Source organism: Haladaptatus sp. CMSO5 (genome assembly GCF_036689885.1).
GTDB lineage: Archaea > Halobacteriota > Halobacteria > Halobacteriales > Halococcaceae > QDMS2.
Genome location: NZ_JBAHVW010000001.1, coordinates 1,038,339 through 1,055,911 on the forward strand (window position 1 = coordinate 1,038,339; position 17,573 = coordinate 1,055,911).

Consider the following 17,573-nt stretch of genomic DNA (forward strand, 5'->3'; position numbering starts at 1 on the left):
CCACCAGCTACCGATGACTGATTCAACTCATCCACTCGAAGTCGCCCTCGGTGACTCACTGACGCTCCGTGTCCGCACTGGTCCCGACCATCCAGATGGCGGCAATCACCTCTGCTACGTCGACATTCTCGATGACGACGAACAGATAGCGAGCATCAACTCGCCGTCGAAGCCGTGGGAGAACTTTACGCGTGCGATGGTGAGCCAAATCGTCGCCAAACGGGTCGATGGATACGACTCTGCCGATGCAGTGAGCGACCGCATGTACGAGGCGTTCGAAGCCCGCAAAGCCGAATTTGACGCGATTTACGGCTGGGACTAACCCGAGCCGGCGGTGAATCGCGCTTCTTGAATGAAGGTGAGACGGGTAATGAGAGAAAACTCCTAAGACCTCACTCCGGTTACGGTGCCTCGCCTCGATACGGACATTCGCTGCCCGACCGCCAATGACCACACTCCTCGATGCGCTCGTCAGTACATACAGCGCACCGCTCTGGCGGCGGACAGCGGTCGAAAAATTCCACTATCAATGTCGTTTCGATGGTGGCACACACCCAGTCGTACTCGTCGGGGTCGAAGTCCAACGTGCCGTGTTCAGCCAATCCGATGAGCGTGATTGCTTCGGAGACGATGTGTTCGACGTGCGTTATCGTACTCAACGGATCGTTTTCCGTGAAGTCGAACGTCGTGTCGCAGCACACGTCACACCGGTCTTTTTGAACGAGCTTACGGGCGACACCGACGGCGCGTTCGTCTGCCCCTGCGATGATGGCATCGACGAGGCGCTCTGTTATCTCGTCTGAAAACCCACCCTCTGGAATTTCGATGCGCATGGTGCTCACCGCCGCGTTCCAAACAGACTCGATTCGGATGAACTGTCTTCTTGGACCGACTGCCACGCACGTTTGTGTTGCTTGGCACTCGGTTTGGAATCCGTGCGTGTCGGTGGGTTCAACTCTCGAAAGATGATGTCGTATTCGTCGGGGAACTGGGCGCAGACGAGCCACGGTTTGTAGTGTGGAACCGCGCTGCTAGCGATACGTGTGGGCTCGCGCGTCCACGTCTCGATGTAGACCAGTTTGTTCACGTACTGCCGGTATTCAAAATCGTCGAACGACCCGCGTCGAATCTCCGCGACGATGAAGTCTGACTGGATGTCGTCGTAGTGGACCTTCGGAAACCGAAACGGGGCAAATCCGGGTCGGACGCTGAGTTGCACACGGTCTGCGGTTCCCTGCCTAATCTTCGCATTTTCGTCGCACACGCGATTCCACTCCCATCGATGACGTGTCGCCCAAATTCGCCGTGCGCTTGGGTCTTCTTCCCCGTTCCAGTTCCACTTGCTGAAGTCTTCTTGATTGAACGCTTCCTCGCGCGTGGTGGCTCCAAATTCTCGTCGGATGGCGTCGAACACCTCCGGGTATTTCAGCGCAAGTCGCCACACAGTGGCGCGGATTCCGTTGGCCGAGGTTGCTCTGAGCGTCGGTGCGATTCCGATTCTCGTGTACCACTCGACGTAGACGAGGTCGTTTACGTACCGCCGATGAGCGGTGTCTTCAAACTCACCTCGTCGAATAGCTTCTTGGATGTGAGTTGAGCGAACCTCGTCGTACGGTATCTTGGGGAATTTGCCGGATTCTACGTCTCTGCCATCGATAGGCATGGCTCTGCATACAACCGAAGGTAATATTACTCTATCGAATTATTATCATAATGCATATTTGGGTGGTGTAGTGGGCAGTCTCAACATCGAGGAGCCGATTTCGACAAAGAACGTGAGTAAACCCAGCGCGCATTCGGCGTCAGCTCCCTTCGATTCGATAGCCCACATCTTCATCAAGGAATCGTCCGATATCCTCCACTTCCGCGTCTAACGTCGCGTGGCAATCGGCGAGACACTCGTCGAACGGCACGACAACCACTTCGGTCTGGCGCTTCGAGCGGTCAAGTTTCCACGTTGCGATCGCGCGACCATCGTGGATAACGGTGGGTTGAATCATACCGCCACCCGGCCAGATGTTGCTTTCCTTTGCTGGCGAAACAGCGAATTCCCGACTTGCGTACCCGAGGAGATAGGTGTCGAAACGGGGGAGCAATCGGAGCGACGATTCCTGAATCTCATCTTGATTGGGAACGTCTCCGGCCAACATCTCGATTCTATCTGCACCGTCGTTGACGACGGCTCGGTCGTCCTCGATTGCCGCCCACGCGGCTCGAACGTCAGCCATCGGCAATTTCGACCACGAGGCGAAGTCCGCGAGCGAGGCGGGCTGATACGCAGAAAGGTAGCGCCGCGCGAGGGTTCGCAAGCTGGCTTGTCTTTCCGGGAACTCTTGTATCCCCACCCACTCGCTGAGCAGTCCGTACGCCTCAGCCCCGTCTACCGGTGCGACCTTGCAGATGAGTCCTTGCAACGCCGCACGGAGGATGAGGTGAAACGGGGCCTGACCACGAGCGTCGAACGCAAACCCTGCTCGCTGGAGCGACTCCACAATCTCCGCTCGGGTGAGCGGTCCATGGTCGTCGATTGCGTCGTGAATCGTCTCGACTGCGTTCGCGCTTGCATCGTCGTCGAACCCAAGGTCGCTGAGTCGTCTCCGCCCCCGGGCGACGAACACGGGGCCGAACACCGACAGCAACCATGGGACGTCTTCGGTGGCGACGAGATGAAGGGTGCCTCGCATGCACCAGGTTCGAATGACGCTCCGGTTCTCGAACAAGGCCGCTTCAACATCCGCGGCGGTCACGCCCGAACTCCGTGTTCTGATACCGAGCGTCGCTGCGCCCGCATCCTGCGCTTGGAGGCCACAGACACGGGAGAGTACGTCCGGAACGTTTGTGGCAGTCCCTGTGTCGAGTAGCTGAGAACGCAGACGAAGTCGCCTCACCTCGTCATCGGAGAACGTCCGTACCATACGAATTTTACGGTGAAAGGCAAGAAAGCACTGTCTGCAAGAGTTCACTCACCGTTGCGCGCGAACAGCTGGTGTTTTGCCCACGAATAGCCGCCCGCGTACACCACACCGTAGGCGACTGCGAGCGACATAATCCACAGTGCGCCGATGACGAGTGGCGAGCCGTCGCCTTGTGGGGCATAGATGCCATTCGACACCACCGCGTTTACCGCGACGAAGAAGACGATCATGACTGCGTTGAACCCCCAGAGTTGCCTCGATTGTATGTTCGGATACCGACGGAGCAAGAGATACGCCAACAGGAGGCTACTTCCTGCCGTGACCAGCATGATGACTGGGACAATCGACTGTTGTGAATCAATGACTGCGCGGGAAATGCTGAGCAAACCAACCCAGACCGTGAGTATGAGGTCGGTCCAGAGGGAGATGAGCCGTCGAGCAGAAACCATCTACCATATGCTTCTAATGGAAATCCTATAGTTCTATTGTCAGAAATGACTTCTCGCCGGGACCTTACCTCGATTCTCGCTCCTCGTCTAAATCGTATGCACCCGGATGGTCGGAATCCTTCCAGCCCTCTTTCCCGCTCCACGATTCGACGGCGAATCGATACACTGCCGTCCGGTCGATGGACTCCTCGCTCATGAGCTCGTAATCCTCGCCGGGGACGAGTTGTGGCGCGTATTTGTCCATGAACAGTTCGAGCACGCGGCGTTTTTCGGCTTCCGCAGAGACGAACGAGATAGTTCCGTAGGCGACCACGCTCGAATACTCGACGGTGAAGTTCACGGGTTCGTCTGCGGGGATGAACCGTCCCATCTCGTGGGTCGTAAAAGACGCCCGCGGTTCGTCGCCCGCTGCCACGAGGTCGTGGGCGCGCCCGCCCTGTGCGCCGTGGAGGTATATCGCGCCCTCATCCTCGTCGTAGACGAACAGTTGTGTCACGAGGTGCGGCGTGTCGTCGTCAATCAGCCCGATGACGCCCGATTTTTGGGTGGCGAGGAACGCGGGGATCCACTCCGGGTCGGAGACCGCTTTGCCCTGATAGCGGATGGTGTCGGTGATGTTCTCGATGTCGTCGCTCATAGCAAAAGGAGCGCGGGGAGAGAACATAGATTCGGAGGTTTCGGTACGTGTCCGGTGCTCATGAACTGGAGGTCTTCGTCGGGCGCTGCGATGACGCCACCATTGAATAAGCCATCAGCTATCAATGCTATTCTATAACATGGCATATTTATACCTCCTCGAGACCTACATGATTGATGGTGATATAAATGGCATTCTTAGTTGCAAAGGCTACGGTAGCGGACTTCGAGGCATGGAAATCTTCGTTCGACAGTAACGATTCCTTCCGCACTGAACACGGACAACTGGGGTATCAGACCTTCCAGAGTGTGGACGATCCGAACGAGGTCGTCGTCCTGTTTGACTGGGATGATGCAGAAGATCCTCGTGCGTTCTTTGGGTCAGAAGAGATGCGTGAGCGGTTGGCGGCTGCAGGCGTGAAGGGGATGCCAGAACTGTCGGTCGTAAAGATGGTCGATCAGAAATCGGTTATCGAACCGTCTGCATAACCTGCACTCCTGCTGTCGACTCCACTTTCTACCGTTCCACTACATCGGTACGCAGCCTGCGCTTCGAGTCAATTGGACGCAGGGCTTTTTCCAGTTCACAAGTGTTGCTCATCCCAATGAGTCACCCGTCGGTCGATGACGCGAACGAGGAAGCCGACCAACTCTCGCCCTCGCCGTCGCACTCGGGATGTCCCTCGGCGCAGGACTCGGCGTTGTCTTCGATAATATCGCGCTGGGTATTGTAATCGGAACTTCAATTGGCCTTACGATTGGCCTCGTTATTGGTGGACAATTCGAAAAAGGCTGAAAGTCGACTGTTCGGGGTTAATCGTCAGCTGGAGCCATCTCTCTTTGCGCGAGTCGAGGAACTATCTCCTCGGTCGTGGTGGTTTCGTGTGCGATGAAGCCGTAGTTCGTGTAGGCGGCATCGAGCGCGGCTTTGCCAGCAGCGGCGGTTGCATCAGTAACGACAATGACCTCGAATCCAGCTTCAACGGCGTCGCGCAGGTGTGATTCGACGCACAGATTCGCACTCATTCCTGCGAGTACAATTGTGCTAATGTCACGTTGGCGGAGTTGGGTGTTGATATCGTTGCTCCAGAACCCACTGAGCTGCTTGTGCGGCGCGCACACGAAGGTGTTATCGTCGGGTTCGAGTTCGGGAATAAAGTCGCTCCCTGAGCCAGCGCGGTCGAACATCCGGGTCTCGAACATCATCCCATCGATAGTATTCAGGTGTCGCCAGCTTTCGTACTCGTCTTGCTCGTAGTAGTGTGGCGAATAGAACACCTTGATACCGCCTTCACGGGCAGCGTCTCTCAGTTGAACCAGATTTTCGACGACATTGTTCTCCTCGACTGTTTCACCGACGTGATCCCAGACGACGCTTTCAGGCTTGAGGAAATCAACCTGTGGGTCGGTAATCAGCAGTACAGTTCGTTCTGGTACGAGTGTGATGGACATGGCTCATCATTAATAATGATGTTAACCGGTTGGATATAGATAGCGGTGTCCCTGAGGTTACCCCAAATACCACCACACATGCCACCACAGGAGAGTTCAGTGGTGGCTGTCTTTCGGGTTTATCGTCCTGCTTCACGCGATCCACTCGATGCAGCAGTCTGTAGACGGTGGAATCGCTCCGTTTTCAGCCCGTTATGGTTGAATTCGAGAATGTGGCCAGAACCACTTTTTAACCCTCCCGGAAACTCACACTAAGACGAGCCATCCGTGGGAGGGCAGTGGTGGCGAACGCCTGCAGAAAAATGCTCAGCCAACTATGTTTCGAAGGAATCCAGGACACGACACAGCGTTGTTCGACCGAGCAGTCTTCGCAGAAGGGCACGCTGTGAGAGGTGAGAGAAGGGCAGTTTGCCATCCGGGTTCGAGTACGTACTCACCCAACTCGGTGGGAACGTTCATAGAACGCAACTCCTTACATGCTCTCTCAAAAATCGCGCCCAAGTGCAATGGGAAGCGTGGAGGCAACCATGACGAATGACCTGACACGGCGGCAACTGCTTTTGTTGGGTACGGCTGGGAGCGTTGGAGGTGCTGCGTGGTATGTGATTGGTCATACGATTCCTGAGCATGTAGCCTATGATTCGGAGCCATCTACGCCGGTCACCCCGAATGAATCGGCTATTCCAGACCGCTCTACGTATGACGATATTGACGTGCGTGGAGCGGTGTACATCCCCTCGCGAGCTTTCAACCTCTATCAGATGTGGCAGCAGTACGACCCGGCCGTCGTCGAACGAGACCTTTCGTATGCGAGGCAGGTAAACCTGAACGCAGTTCGGACGTGGCTGTGTTACGAAGCGTGGCTGGAAGACCCGGAGGCCCACGAAGCTGCTCTCGACCACTTCCTCCAGGCTGCAGACGACCGCGGCATTTCGGTTCTCATCGGCCTGTTCGATGCCATCGGAATCGAACCGACGCCAAGTCGACTTACGGATACCGACCCGAAGACCGCGATTGGGCTCAGCTCGCCATCGAGCATCGTGTTGTTCAATCGGGAGAAGTGGGACGAGCCGAGAGGGTTCGTCGATTGGTTCATGGAACGGTATCGCGATGATGATCGACTGCTCGGCATCGAAGTCATGAACGAACCGGGGTGGGAATCCTCGAAGTATGAGTTCGCAGCGGAGATGTTCGAACGGGTCGCCGCAAAACGAGGGAGCGTTCCGCTAACTGTCGGGGCGACGAGTCTGGTAAATAACGCAGACTACATCGACTGGGGGAGCGACATCCTCCAATTTCACTATAATTTCGCCTCGAATCCAGGGATGTTTCGGACGATGTTAGAGCGCGTGTCGTACATGCACGATGCGGTGGAATCCCCCATCTGGCTCACCGAGTGGCAGCGTGCACGCGCGTCGCCAAAGAAGCCGAGCGAACAGACTCCGAAGTATGCGAGTCTGGCGCCGCTCATCCACGAGTTTGGCTATGGGAACTTCTTCTGGTCGTTGATGGTAAAGCCAGCGTGGGTCGAACCACAGCGGAGTTACGGCGTTGTCAACGGCCTGTTTCACGAGGATGGGGCGGTCTGGAGTATGGAAGACGCTCACTCGATACAGGCGATGTCGGGTACGGCAGACTTCGAGGGCGAAGAGCGCAAGCGCATTCCTGAGTGGGGGCAGGTGTAGTCGATGTCAGTGACACGAATCGATGGACGGACGACGATTTCTGAACCGGGAACGTACGAGTTGGCGACGGATATCGAACACGGTGGCGGTACACACCTCTCTGAAGCGTGTATCCGAATCGAATCCGATGACGTCGTTTTCGACGGCGCAGGGTACACGATCGATGGCTTTGGCGTGAGCGATACCTCCGGTATCTTCGTCACCGAGTGTAGTAACGTGGTGATTCGAAACGTCACGCTCACCGAGTGGGATTACGGCATTTGGTTAGAGCACGTGACAGAGGGACGGGTTCTGAACTCACGCTTTGACAGAAATGGATACGGGCTATCGTTCGAAGAGACGAATCGAGTTTCTGTTACGGAGAACACCTTCACTGGAAACATCATCGGTATCGCCTTCGACTCGATGAGTAACGACTTCCTTCGAGACAACGTGTTCGAGTCGAACGTTGGCAGAGACGTCTATCGAAACGAACGTCGTGACTGACGTCCTCCTTACTTACCGTTAACTTTTGCGGGCGAACTCCCGACGAACGCTGATTCAGCGAGAACTCTGTGCTCGAGGAGCCCACCTCACGGGATGAAGACTAAGGTGAGCGTCCGCGTTTGGACACACCACTCGTTTCCATGACTTCCACGCCAGACATCGTCGTTCTCCGCGAGGGAACAGAAGGGCTCTCGATGGAACCGTACGCTGAGGAACTCCGCACGCGGCTTTCCGACCGAACCGTCGAGCTCGCACGCACACCCACAGAGGAACGCGAACTGGTCTCTCACGCCCGAATCGTTACGGGCATCACTCTCGATGAATCGCTCCTCTCACGGGCGTCGAACCTCGAACTGTTCGCCTGTACGTTCGCAGGGACTGACCACGTTCCGGTTGACGAACTCGCCGCCCGTGGGGTTGCCGTCACCAATGCGGGCGGCATTCACGCGCCGGGCATCGCAGAGCAAGCGCTCGGCAACATGCTGGTGTTCACCCGGCGGCTCCACGAGGGTTGGCGACGCAAACAACGCGCCGAGTGGCGACACTTCCAGTCGGGCGAACTCACCGGCTGTACGGTCACGATTATCGGTCTCGGGTCGATTGGACAGGCGCTCGTCCAGCGTCTCCAGGGCTTCGAGGTGGACACCATCGGCATCCGCTACACGCCAGAAAAGGGGGGTCCGACCGACGAGGTGTGTGGTTTCGACGAAGCCGCCATCCACGACGCGCTCTCGCGGAGTGATTTCGTCGTCGTCGCCTGCCCGCTCACCGACGAGACGCGCGGTCTCATCGGGGCGGCTGAACTGGCTACGATGCCACCGCACGCCGTGCTCATCAACACCGCCCGCGGGCCGATTGTCGATACCGACGCGCTCGTCTCTGCCCTCAGAGCGAATGCAATCGGCGGCGCTGCCCTCGACGTGACTGACCCCGAACCGCTCCCCGAAACCCATCCGCTCTGGACGCTCGAAAACTGCCTCATCACGCCGCACACGGGCGGCCACACGCCAAAACACTGGGAACGACTCGCGGATATTGTGGCTGAAAACGTCGGCCGTCTCGATGCGGGTGAGGAGTTGAGAAATCAAATCGTCGCTCCATCGAAGCCCCGATAGGGTCGGTGGAATCGGAGAGAACCCTCACAATTCTGAATGATTCTTCATATGTGCAGAACACGTAGAAGCGCGGTTTTCACCCTGCTTAAGCCGTTTTGAACGGTCTGAACGATACGGAGGATGCAGAACGATATTTCGGACTTTTGTAGTATTCGACGTACCTCCGGGTATGGTACAATTCGAACGCATCGCCACCGCCCTCATCGGAGGTGTGTTGGTCGTGGGGCTTGCCCTGCTCGCGCTCCCGGGGCGGCTCGCCGGGCTACCGATTCCGTACGAACACCTGCTGGAATTCGTCCTCTGGGGCACGACGGGGCTGTTTTTCGCCTCCGCACTGCTCTGGGTCGCCTTGAGCTACGTCCTCGGCGCGGGGTATGAACCTCCGGCATCCGAGTACGGCGGCGACGACATTCAGGTTCGCATCCTGACCATCGATGCTGCGGAAGTCGTGCAATCGACGGTCGATTCGCTGCCCGACGAACTCACGGACAGACACGTCATCGCCGAAGAAGCCATCGAGATAGACGGCGCGGAGGTACACGTCGTCCCCGACGAGTTCGAGTGTACGGCCGTCCAGAAGGGTCGTGCCATCGAGTGGGCACGCCGGACGCTTTCGTGTGACCGCGAGTTCGTTCTCTACCTCGACGAGGACAGCATCGTCGAGCACTTCGACGGCCTCCCAGATGCAGACGTCGTGCAACTGCGCGAGCGGCCGCGTCGAACCGGTTCCGTGCTCTCGTATCTCGCAGACGTGTATCGGATGGGCGTCCAAATCGAACAGCGCGCGTTTGCCCGCCTCCAAATCCCGCTGTTCGCGTGGGGTGGCGGTATCGCGGTGCGAACCGAACTCGAAAACGAGGTCACGTGGGACCGCGAGACGCTCGTCGAGGACACGGCCTTCGTCTGGGCTGCCGCCCAACAGTTCGACATCGACTTCGCGCTTTCCACGAGCACGTGCTCGAACGAAGCCCCACCGTCGCTCGGTGAAATCCTCCAGCAACGACGGCGCTGGGCGGCAGGCAATATCGAAGCGACCGCACTCCTGCCGCGGCCGTATCGTGCCTTGACGCGCATCCGTAACTTCGCGTGGGCGCTCTCGCCGATTGTCACCGTCGTCGCGTTGCCCCTCGCGCTGGTCGGCGTGAGCGTGGTCTACGCTGGGCTGTTCCTGCTTGCGTCGATGTCACTCGCCGTCTTCACCGCGTTCTGGTTCGTCCGTGGCCTCCTCTACTACGGTGTGTCCGAGTTCAAGTGGGTGTTCGCGCTCCCGCTCGTGCCGCTCATCAGCGTCGTCCACTCGATGGGGACGGTCGTCGGGATTCTCCACCCACCGTCGTCGTTCCGCGTGACAGAAAAAGTTGGAACCGGAAAGTAACAGCTTAGCCTCGTGGCGTACGTTCGGTTAGTGCTGTCGTCACTTAGGAGGCTCTGGGGAGGTCAATAACGAACTCCGCGCCGTGTGGCTGACTATCGACGACGTGGACGGTACCGCCGTAGGCCGTAACCATCGAGTCAACGAAAAACAGGCCAAAGCCATTCTCGCTTTTGTTCGCGTGGCTGGATTCACCCCGTCTGAAGACGGTCTCTTTTTCCCCATCTGGAATCCCTCTCCCGGTGTCGGTGATGCGAACGGTGGCGCTTTTCGGGCCGACGGTAACCGTTGTCGTGACGGTGAGGTCTGTTGGGTCGTTGTGTTCGACCGCGTTCGTGAGGATGTTGCCGAACACTTCGTTCAGCAGGTCGTCTGCCTCGACTGTCACATCGGGTGGCACTTTCGCGTCGAACGTAACGGTCGGATAGGTTGCGCTCACCCGTTCTAACTCGGTTTCGAGCATCGAAGAGAGGTTTACGGTGTGACGTTCGTACTCCGCCCCTTCGGTGAGCGTTTCGAGGATGCGCCGGACGCGCTGGATGACTTGGACGATGTCGTCGCTCCACCGGAGGATGGTCTCTGCGTGACTCAGCTGCAGTTCGTCTTCTTCGGTCTCGGTGAGGAGTTCTGCTCGCCCTCTGATGACGGTCATCCCGTTTAGCACATCGTGGCGGAGAATCGAATTGAAAAATTCGAGTTGGTCTGACTGCTGTTCGAGTTCGGCTGCGCGAATCGTCGCCCGCTGGGCGGTGAGTTCGCGGTCGATAGCCCGGGCTTCGATGATGCCGATGAACAGCCCACTTGCCGCGCCCGTAGCGATGGCAAACCGAAGCCAGCCGACCAACAGCGACGTCTGTTGGTCTGCGGGCAGAAACTCGATGAACAGCACGACGATGATGACGACGTTGATGGCGAGAAAGAGGAACAGACAGCCGAGACACCACTTCGCAATTCGCGTGTACCGCTGCGTGCTGAGGTCGCTTTTTCGCAGCCAGTATCCACCGAGCACGATGCCCACGGTGAGCGGAAATGTACTGACGAGGTTTGCGAGTAAGCCGGGTGACAACACTGGGCTGAAGGAGGTCGGTTCGACCACCCACTCCCAGAAATGCGAGAAAAACAACACGACACCGAGTACGACGATTCCGTGCGGTATGTCGTTGGCATCCGGCCACTGCACCCGTCTCACCGTCGTCATTGTCTGAACATACCCTCGCGCTTTCATGAGATGTATCTTTCGACAATTATGACTTTCCAAAAATACGATGTTACGTCGGCAGCACTCGCGTGCGCGGGTCGTTTTTCTCGCCGCGGGCCGTACCGCGAGCCAATGGACATCATCGAAGCACTCGCTGCGGACGCCGGACTCACCTGTGTGGTCGGCGCGGGCGGGAAGAAAACGACACTCTATACGCTTGCAAACCGGCTGGGGAGAGCCGTCGTCACGGCCACCGTTCGCATCCCGATTTTCGACCCCGAGGTCGGTGAAGTCATCGTCACCGACGAGCCAGTCGCCGCACTCGAAACGGTTCACGACTGGCCGCTCGGCCTCGTCGCCGCACGCGAACGCGAAGATCGGTATCAGGGCTACGACCCCGCCGTCGTCGACCTGCTTGCCAACGCAGCAGACGTACCCGTACTCGTCAAAGCAGACGGCGCGCGCACCCGCCTGCTCAAAGCGCCGAACGACCGCGAACCACAACTGCCGAAAACCGCGGACACGGTCGTCCCCATCGCCAGCGCGCGGGTCGTCGGCAAGCCACTCACAGAGACGCACGTTCACCGCCCCGAGCGCGTCGCGGGCGTGACGGGCACCGCGCTCGGTGAGGAACTCAGTGTTGAAGCCGTTGCAACCGTCCTCGCAAGCGACCACGCCGGGATGAAAGCCATCCCCGAGGGCGCGACGGTCATTCCACTCATCAATATGGTGGATGACGCAGCCCTCGAAACCGTCGGCCGCGAGATTGCAGCTGAGGTGCTCGCGCGTACCACCGTCCCGCGCGTCGTGCTCGCCCAGATGACCAGCGACTCGCCGCTCGTCGCCACCGTCGAACGCTGAGACACTCATCTACAAGCGTTCGGCGGCCGCCTCGAACTCCTCGCGGGTGTTGCAATTCTTGAAACTCTCTGTCGAACCGTGTGCGCGAATCGCCTCGTCTCCGACGACGACATAGTCCAGTTCGAACAGCGGCGCGATAATCTTGTGTTCCCCCGCCGTGAGCGCCGCCTCACAGGCGTCTGCCATCGCCCGTGCACGATACACCGCGTGGGTCGTCTGATACCAGCCGTCGTCCAATTTCGGAACCGCGGCGTCGTGACTCACCGCGCGCTCGAACAGATACGAGACGAGGCCCGCATCCACGAACGGCATGTCGCAGGCGACGACGATGGTGTACTCGGCTTCGACCGCCCGCAAGCCGGTTTTGATGCCCGCCATCGGCCCCTCATCTGGCTCCTCGTCTTCCGCGAACGTCACGGGGTGCGGATAGCCTGCCATCGCCTCGCGGATGGCCGCGGTCTGGTCACTGCGGCAGTTCACGACGAGTTCAGAAATTTCAGCGACCAATCGGTCTGCGACCCGTCGGATCATGGGCACGCCCGCGAGGGGGGCGACGGCTTTGTCCGCCTCGCCAAAGCGCGTCGAGCGCCCACCCGCGAGGATGACGGCGGCGCGCGCCACGGGTTAGTCCTCCACTGGGTCGGCCGGGCTGACGCGCACGCTCGCCACCTTGTACTCGGGAATACCGCTCACCTCGTCAAACGCCTCGTTGGTGAGGCGGTTCACCGCCCCCGCCGCGAAGTGCATCGGGATGAACACGACGCCCTTGCCGGGGCGGTCGGTGACGACGGCTTTCACGGTAATCTCGCCGCGCTTCGATTCGACGGTTACGTAGTCGCCATCTGCAATGCCGAGCGCCGCTGCGGTCTCGGGGTGAATCTCCACGAAACTCTCACCGATGTGGGACATGATGCCTTCGACGCGCCGGGTGAGCGTTCCCGTGTGGAAGTGATAGAGGACGCGCCCCGTCGTCATCGTGAGCGGGTACTCCTCGCCGGGCAACTCGCCGGGCTGTCCCATGTCGGCGGGGACGAATCGCGCCTTGCCGTCCTCGAAGTTGAAGCCGTCCTCGTAGAGGAAGGGCGTGCCCGGATGGGATTTGTCCCAGCACGGCCACTGGAGGCCGCCTTCGGTGGCGAGGCGGTCGTGGTCGATGCCGCCGTAGATGGGTGTCACCTCGGCAATCTCGTCCATGATGTCCGCGGGATGGTCGTACTCCCAGTCGAAGCCCATCCGGTTTGCGAGCGCTTGCAAAATCTCGTAGTCCTGTCTCGCCTCGCCGGGTGGGTTCATCGCCTTGCCGACGAGCTGGACGCGGCGTTCGGTGTTCGTGAAGGTGCCGTCTTTTTCGGGGAACGCGGCCGCAGGCAGAATCACGTCTGCGTACTGGGTCGTTTCGGTCGGGAAGATGTCTTGGACGACGAGGAAGCCGAGGTCAGCGAGGGCTTTCTCGGCGTGGCTGATGTCCGGCTCTGAAAGCGCCGGATTCTCACCCATGATGTACATGCCGCGAACGTTGCCCTCGTGGACTTCGTCGAACGCTTCCGGGACTTTCAGGCCCACCTCGTTCGGCGGGCGGACGCCCCACGCCTCCTCGAATTTGTCCAACACCGATTCGTCGGTCACGTCCTGATATCCTGGCAGAGAGTTCGGGAGCGTGCCCATGTCGCCGCCCCCACCTTGGACGTTGTTGTGGCCACGGAACGGCGAGAGCCCGGCTTTCTCCTTGCCGACCTGCCCGAGCGTGAGCGCGAGATTGGCGAGCGCGAGAACGTTCTGGGTGCCGTGGGAGTGTTGGGTCATGCCCATCGCCCAGCCGAAGACGACGTTTTCTGCGGCCGCGAGCGTCTCTGCGGCCTGTTCGAGTTCGGCGGGCGGAACGTCCGTGAGCCGCTCGACTTCCTCGGGCGTGAACGGTTCGACCTTTTCAACTAACTCGTCAAAGTGCTTCGTATGCTCCTCGATGAACGCCTCGTCGTGGAGGTCGTGGTCGATGATGTAGCGCGTCAGACCGCTAATCCACGCCACGTCGTAGCCGGGTTTCACGCGCGTGAACTGGGTTGCATGCTCGCCAATGCCGACTTTGCGCGGGTCGAACACGACCAAGTCCGCGCCCGCGTCTACGTTCTGTTTGATGCGCGTCGCAAGCACAGGATGACTCTCGGTGGTGTTCGACCCGGTGATGAGGTAGGCGTCGGTCTTCCCGATGTCCTCGTTGATGCGGTTGGTCATCGCGCCAAAGCCCACCGTCTGTTTGAGCGCGGCGACGGTCGAGGAGTGACACAGTCGGGCGCAGTTGTCGATATTCTTGGTTCCCAGCACTTGCCGGGCGAACTTCTGCATCAGATAGTCCTCTTCGTTGGTACACTTAGAGGAGGCAAAGCAGACGAGCGAATCGGGGCCGGATTCGTCTCGAATCTCGGTGAAGCCTTCGACCACCCGGTCTAGCGCCTCGTCCCACGACGCTTCGTGGAACGCGCCGTCCGCACCGCGAATCAGCGGCTTCGTCAGGCGGTCGTCCGCGTCCACGAACTCGTAGCCGAATTTCCCCTTCACGCAGGTCGAAAAGTCGTTTACGGGGGCCACGTCGGGGTCGGTTGGCTGAACCCCGAGGAAGTCGTCGTGTTTGGTGTACACGTCGAATCTGCATCCGACAGAGCAGTAGCCACACGTCGTTTCGGTCTTCTCGACGCTCCGCAGGCGCACGTCGCTCACGGCGTTCGCCACCGAGAACAGATAGCCTTCGGGGAGAGTTCGCGCCGCGAGGTCTTCTGCGGTGTGTTCGACCGTTTTCATCGCCTTCTCGCCCAGCCCATCAGCCGTCTTTCGGGCACGCTGTTTCGCCCGCGCCATCATCCGCGCGACGCCGGATTTTTCGGCGACTTCCGTCTCGCTCATCCCGCCGATGCCGCGATTCGGGGCGTCGTTTTGTACCGCAGTCTCCGCCTTCTCGTGTTCGATGACGTTCCCAATCGAGTTGCGCTGGTTGAAGCCGGGAATCGGCAGCGTCGCCAGATTGGCCATCCCCTTCGCCGTGAGCGACCCAGTTGGACAGACGGTTTCACAATGACCGCACGAGACGCACTCAGAGTCGGCCATCGCCTCCGCACCGTTCTGGAAGGCAATCCGGGTATCCGAGCCCGACCCTTCGATGCGGAGGATACCCTCCATCTGTACGTCGTTGCAGGCATCGACGCACCGCGTACACAGGATGCATTTGTTGCGGTCGACCTGGATGAACGGATGTGAATTGTCGAGCGGTTCGTACTCGTCGCGGTCGTCGAACACGCCGTAACGCGGATGCATCACGTCGTTTTCGATGCTCGCGTCCTGGAGTTCACACCGACCGTTCTGGTTGCACGTCGTACACCGGAGGTTGTGATTCGAGAGCACGAGGTCGAGATTCACGTCGCGGGCTTCAGTCGCTCCGCTCGCGTCCGTCGTGACCGAAAGCCCGTCTTCGGCCGGGAAACTGCACGCCGGAACCAGTCCGTGCGCGTCGGTTTCGACCATGCAGGTGCGACACTCGCTTCGCGGGCCAATGCCGTCTGCGGCGTCGGTTCGACACGACTCACCCGCCTCGTGGCGGTCGTAATAACAGAGAGCGGGGACGGTCGCGGCCGTGTCAACGCTCCCGAGTGCGTCGATGATGGTCGATCCGGGCGGGAGCGCGACGGGGGTTCCATCGACAGTGACGGTCGTCATCTCCTCGCCCGTCGTGCCCACCTCGGGGTCGCTGGCTGTCCCCGGATTGAACGTCTCGGTGAGGGGGGTGCTCGTTCGGGGGTCGTCGATGCGCGGCACGCCGGGGAGTGGGTCTTGCTTGTCGGTACTCATCTCACACCTCCTCGCACACGCCGGTCGGACAGCGCCCGGCGGCGTGTTCGATAAACTCGCGCTCGAAGGCGGCCATCGCCGACGTCACCGGCCGCGAGGCCATCTGGCCGAAGTCGCACGTACTCGTCTCGCGCATGACGCGAGCCAATTCACGGATTTTTCCGTCGTCATAGTCGCCATCGTAGACGCTCCTGAGCAGGGTCACCAACTGCGTCGCCCCCTCTCGACACGGCACGCACCGCCCGCAGTTTTCCTCTGCAGCGAAGCGCGAGCGCGTCCCTGCGAGCGCGACCGGGCAGGTGTCTGCGCCGAACAGTTCGACGACTCCATCGGTGCCGAGATTTGCGTCCAAAAGTGCGGGTGCATTCGCAGCAACGTCGAGCGTTCGTGTGAGACCCCCGAACTGCCCGCCGACGCAGGCGAGTTTGAGCGACTCGGAGAAGGACACTGCATCCTGAACCGCAGAGAGCGAGTCGTCGGGAGCGAGTTCGACGGTTGCGCTCGCTTCGCCACCCGTCACGGTCACGAGGCGTGTGCCGGGGTCTGTGCTGTCTGCGTCAAAGTGGTCGGGTGACAGGAGTGCCTCGCGCACCTGTGCGAGCGTCCGCGGCGTGTGAATGACGGTGGGACGGCCGTACAACCCGTACGCGGCGGGCGATGGCGGCCGAAGTCGCGCTTCGAGGCGGTCGTTGCCCTCCATCGCTTCGAGCGCCATCGTCATCTCACCGGCGATAAAGCGGTCGGGGCCACAGACGACTTCGGGCGTCGTTGGCAGGTCGAACGCGGCTTCGAGGGCGGCGACCGCATCTCGCACCCGCCGTTGGGCGAGTTCGTCCGTTTCGTTTAGGTAGAACACCACATCTGCAGCTTCGTCTTCGCCCACCACCTGCGCGACGGCGAGCGCGGCGTCGAGGATGTCGATGGGCGCACCACAGAGCAGGGTTCGGTCGGTCTGGTTTCGCGGGTCGCTCTCGTTTGCATTCACGACCACGACCGGGTCGCCCGCGGTCTCTCGGGCGGTGTCCCACGCCTCGGTGATGGGTTGGTCGGTGCGGCCGTCGCCGCGTCCGCGCCCGAGTACGCCGAGCGTTCGAAGTCGCGTGGTTGCCTCCTCACCCACCTCTTGCGCGTGTCTGAACGCAAAGGCGTCGTAATCTGCGGGTGCATCCGGGATGACCCAGCCACAGCGGCCAAGGGTGCGTCGCACCCCGACCGAGGGCGGTCCTGACTCGGGGACGGGGAACGTCCACTGCGTCGCCTCGTGGGTCACGGAGAAATCTGCGTGGTCGTCTGCGAGCGTTCCGTCTTCGAATTCGGAAATCGCGTCAGAAAGCGTGTCATCGTCGGGTTGTGTGTAGAACTCGGTCGCGCCGTCGCGGGTGAGCGCGACGAGCGGTTCGATGCCGGACAGGCCGGTCGAACCCACGGCAACGACTGGTGTGTCTGTCGCCGTCTGCGCGGCCACGGCCCTGAGCCGGTCGCTAGCCTCGCCATCGCCACAGACCCGAAGTATCGAGGAGCGCCCCACCGCACCCTGTGTGTCTGCCATTACTAGCGGTGCGGATGC

At 60.0% G+C, this 17,573-nt stretch carries 17 protein-coding genes; 7 read left to right on the forward strand and 10 right to left on the reverse strand.

Annotated elements, in window-relative coordinates; translation table 11 throughout:
- Positions 1-13 precede the first annotated feature (13 nt).
- Entirely contained in the window at positions 14-322 is a 309-nt protein-coding gene (locus tag V5N12_RS05505) for a hypothetical protein (protein WP_332898149.1), read from the forward strand.
- A gap of 79 nt (positions 323-401) precedes the next feature.
- Here the strand turns inward: V5N12_RS05505 and V5N12_RS05510 are convergent, their stop codons facing one another.
- The 5 genes from V5N12_RS05510 to V5N12_RS05530 all read right to left on the reverse strand — a co-directional run bounded on the left by V5N12_RS05510 (position 402) and on the right by V5N12_RS05530 (position 4,001).
- Positions 402-833 carry a hypothetical protein gene (locus tag V5N12_RS05510; RefSeq protein ID WP_332898150.1) on the reverse strand — a complete coding sequence of 144 codons (432 nt, stop codon included), beginning with the start codon at positions 831-833 and terminating at the stop codon, positions 402-404.
- Between the two features lie 5 nt (positions 834-838).
- Positions 839-1,663 carry a hypothetical protein gene (locus V5N12_RS05515; protein ID WP_332898151.1) on the reverse strand — a complete coding sequence of 275 codons (825 nt, stop codon included), beginning with the start codon at positions 1,661-1,663 and terminating at the stop codon, positions 839-841.
- Positions 1,664-1,802: 139 nt separating this feature from the next.
- Complete coding sequence (locus V5N12_RS05520; RefSeq protein ID WP_332898152.1) at positions 1,803-2,915, reverse strand: winged helix DNA-binding domain-containing protein; 1,113 nt, start codon at positions 2,913-2,915, stop codon at positions 1,803-1,805.
- Between the two features lie 44 nt (positions 2,916-2,959).
- Positions 2,960-3,364 (reverse strand): hypothetical protein, encoded by a 405-nt coding sequence (locus tag V5N12_RS05525; RefSeq protein WP_332898153.1) that lies wholly within the window; start codon positions 3,362-3,364, stop codon positions 2,960-2,962.
- A 64-nt stretch (positions 3,365-3,428) separates the two neighbouring features.
- Positions 3,429-4,001 (reverse strand): pyridoxamine 5'-phosphate oxidase family protein, encoded by a 573-nt coding sequence (locus tag V5N12_RS05530; protein ID WP_332898154.1) that lies wholly within the window; start codon positions 3,999-4,001, stop codon positions 3,429-3,431.
- A gap of 188 nt (positions 4,002-4,189) precedes the next feature.
- Here V5N12_RS05530 and V5N12_RS05535 point away from each other — a divergent pair, with 188 nt between their 5' ends.
- Positions 4,190-4,489, forward strand: coding sequence for an antibiotic biosynthesis monooxygenase (locus V5N12_RS05535; protein ID WP_332898155.1), 300 nt, complete (start codon positions 4,190-4,192; stop codon positions 4,487-4,489).
- A 324-nt stretch (positions 4,490-4,813) separates the two neighbouring features.
- Here the strand turns inward: V5N12_RS05535 and V5N12_RS05540 are convergent, their stop codons facing one another.
- Complete coding sequence (locus V5N12_RS05540) at positions 4,814-5,452, reverse strand: cysteine hydrolase family protein (protein ID WP_332898156.1); 639 nt, start codon at positions 5,450-5,452, stop codon at positions 4,814-4,816.
- Positions 5,453-6,213: 761 nt separating this feature from the next.
- On the opposite strand from V5N12_RS05540, the gene V5N12_RS05545 reads away from it, so the two are divergent.
- The 4 genes from V5N12_RS05545 to V5N12_RS05560 all read left to right on the forward strand — a co-directional run bounded on the left by V5N12_RS05545 (position 6,214) and on the right by V5N12_RS05560 (position 10,113).
- Positions 6,214-7,137: a glycoside hydrolase gene (locus V5N12_RS05545; RefSeq protein ID WP_332898157.1), complete on the forward strand. Its 924-nt coding sequence runs from the start codon at positions 6,214-6,216 to the stop codon at positions 7,135-7,137.
- Positions 7,138-7,140: 3 nt separating this feature from the next.
- Positions 7,141-7,623 carry a NosD domain-containing protein gene (locus V5N12_RS05550; protein ID WP_332898158.1) on the forward strand — a complete coding sequence of 161 codons (483 nt, stop codon included), beginning with the start codon at positions 7,141-7,143 and terminating at the stop codon, positions 7,621-7,623.
- A 140-nt stretch (positions 7,624-7,763) separates the two neighbouring features.
- A complete protein-coding gene (locus V5N12_RS05555) occupies positions 7,764-8,738 on the forward strand; it encodes a D-2-hydroxyacid dehydrogenase (RefSeq protein ID WP_332898159.1) in 975 nt (324 codons plus the stop codon).
- A 169-nt stretch (positions 8,739-8,907) separates the two neighbouring features.
- Positions 8,908-10,113 (forward strand): glycosyltransferase, encoded by a 1,206-nt coding sequence (locus V5N12_RS05560; protein ID WP_332898160.1) that lies wholly within the window; start codon positions 8,908-8,910, stop codon positions 10,111-10,113.
- A 43-nt stretch (positions 10,114-10,156) separates the two neighbouring features.
- Here the strand turns inward: V5N12_RS05560 and V5N12_RS05565 are convergent, their stop codons facing one another.
- On the reverse strand, positions 10,157-11,308 hold the full coding sequence (locus tag V5N12_RS05565; RefSeq protein WP_332898161.1) for a HAMP domain-containing sensor histidine kinase: 1,152 nt from the start codon (positions 11,306-11,308) through the stop codon (positions 10,157-10,159).
- Positions 11,309-11,440: 132 nt separating this feature from the next.
- Here V5N12_RS05565 and yqeC point away from each other — a divergent pair, with 132 nt between their 5' ends.
- Positions 11,441-12,169, forward strand: a complete 729-nt coding sequence (gene yqeC, locus V5N12_RS05570; RefSeq protein WP_332898162.1) for a selenium cofactor biosynthesis protein YqeC — start codon at positions 11,441-11,443, stop codon at positions 12,167-12,169.
- Positions 12,170-12,178: 9 nt separating this feature from the next.
- Here yqeC and mobA read toward each other — a convergent pair whose 3' ends face one another.
- The 3 genes from mobA to V5N12_RS05585 are packed head-to-tail and all read right to left on the reverse strand — an operon-like array spanning position 12,179 to position 17,555.
- Entirely contained in the window at positions 12,179-12,790 is a 612-nt protein-coding gene (mobA, locus tag V5N12_RS05575; protein WP_332898163.1) for a molybdenum cofactor guanylyltransferase, read from the reverse strand.
- Positions 12,791-12,793: 3 nt separating this feature from the next.
- Positions 12,794-16,006: a formate dehydrogenase subunit alpha gene (fdhF, locus tag V5N12_RS05580; protein ID WP_332898164.1), complete on the reverse strand. Its 3,213-nt coding sequence runs from the start codon at positions 16,004-16,006 to the stop codon at positions 12,794-12,796.
- A gap of 1 nt (position 16,007) precedes the next feature.
- Positions 16,008-17,555, reverse strand: a complete 1,548-nt coding sequence (locus V5N12_RS05585; RefSeq protein WP_332898165.1) for an NADH-ubiquinone oxidoreductase-F iron-sulfur binding region domain-containing protein — start codon at positions 17,553-17,555, stop codon at positions 16,008-16,010.
- Positions 17,556-17,573 lie beyond the last annotated feature (18 nt).

Bases quoted from the DNA above. Each gene is read 5' to 3' on its own strand.
- V5N12_RS05515 (WP_332898151.1), bottom strand. From the start codon at position 1,663: ATGCCTATCGATGGCAGAGACGTAGAATCCGGCAAATTCCCCAAGATA.
- V5N12_RS05560 (WP_332898160.1), top strand. From the start codon at position 8,908: ATGGTACAATTCGAACGCATCGCCACCGCCCTCATCGGAGGTGTGTTG.
- V5N12_RS05525 (WP_332898153.1), bottom strand. From the start codon at position 3,364: ATGGTTTCTGCTCGACGGCTCATCTCCCTCTGGACCGACCTCATACTC.
- V5N12_RS05565 (WP_332898161.1), bottom strand. From the start codon at position 11,308: ATGACGACGGTGAGACGGGTGCAGTGGCCGGATGCCAACGACATACCG.
- V5N12_RS05540 (WP_332898156.1), bottom strand. From the start codon at position 5,452: ATGTCCATCACACTCGTACCAGAACGAACTGTACTGCTGATTACCGAC.
- V5N12_RS05555 (WP_332898159.1), top strand. From the start codon at position 7,764: ATGACTTCCACGCCAGACATCGTCGTTCTCCGCGAGGGAACAGAAGGG.
- yqeC (WP_332898162.1), top strand. From the start codon at position 11,441: ATGGACATCATCGAAGCACTCGCTGCGGACGCCGGACTCACCTGTGTG.
- V5N12_RS05585 (WP_332898165.1), bottom strand. From the start codon at position 17,555: ATGGCAGACACACAGGGTGCGGTGGGGCGCTCCTCGATACTTCGGGTC.
- V5N12_RS05520 (WP_332898152.1), bottom strand. From the start codon at position 2,915: ATGGTACGGACGTTCTCCGATGACGAGGTGAGGCGACTTCGTCTGCGT.
- fdhF (WP_332898164.1), bottom strand. From the start codon at position 16,006: ATGAGTACCGACAAGCAAGACCCACTCCCCGGCGTGCCGCGCATCGAC.
- V5N12_RS05505 (WP_332898149.1), top strand. From the start codon at position 14: ATGACTGATTCAACTCATCCACTCGAAGTCGCCCTCGGTGACTCACTG.
- V5N12_RS05510 (WP_332898150.1), bottom strand. From the start codon at position 833: ATGCGCATCGAAATTCCAGAGGGTGGGTTTTCAGACGAGATAACAGAG.
- V5N12_RS05545 (WP_332898157.1), top strand. From the start codon at position 6,214: ATGTGGCAGCAGTACGACCCGGCCGTCGTCGAACGAGACCTTTCGTAT.
- V5N12_RS05535 (WP_332898155.1), top strand. From the start codon at position 4,190: ATGGCATTCTTAGTTGCAAAGGCTACGGTAGCGGACTTCGAGGCATGG.
- V5N12_RS05550 (WP_332898158.1), top strand. From the start codon at position 7,141: ATGTCAGTGACACGAATCGATGGACGGACGACGATTTCTGAACCGGGA.
- V5N12_RS05530 (WP_332898154.1), bottom strand. From the start codon at position 4,001: ATGAGCGACGACATCGAGAACATCACCGACACCATCCGCTATCAGGGC.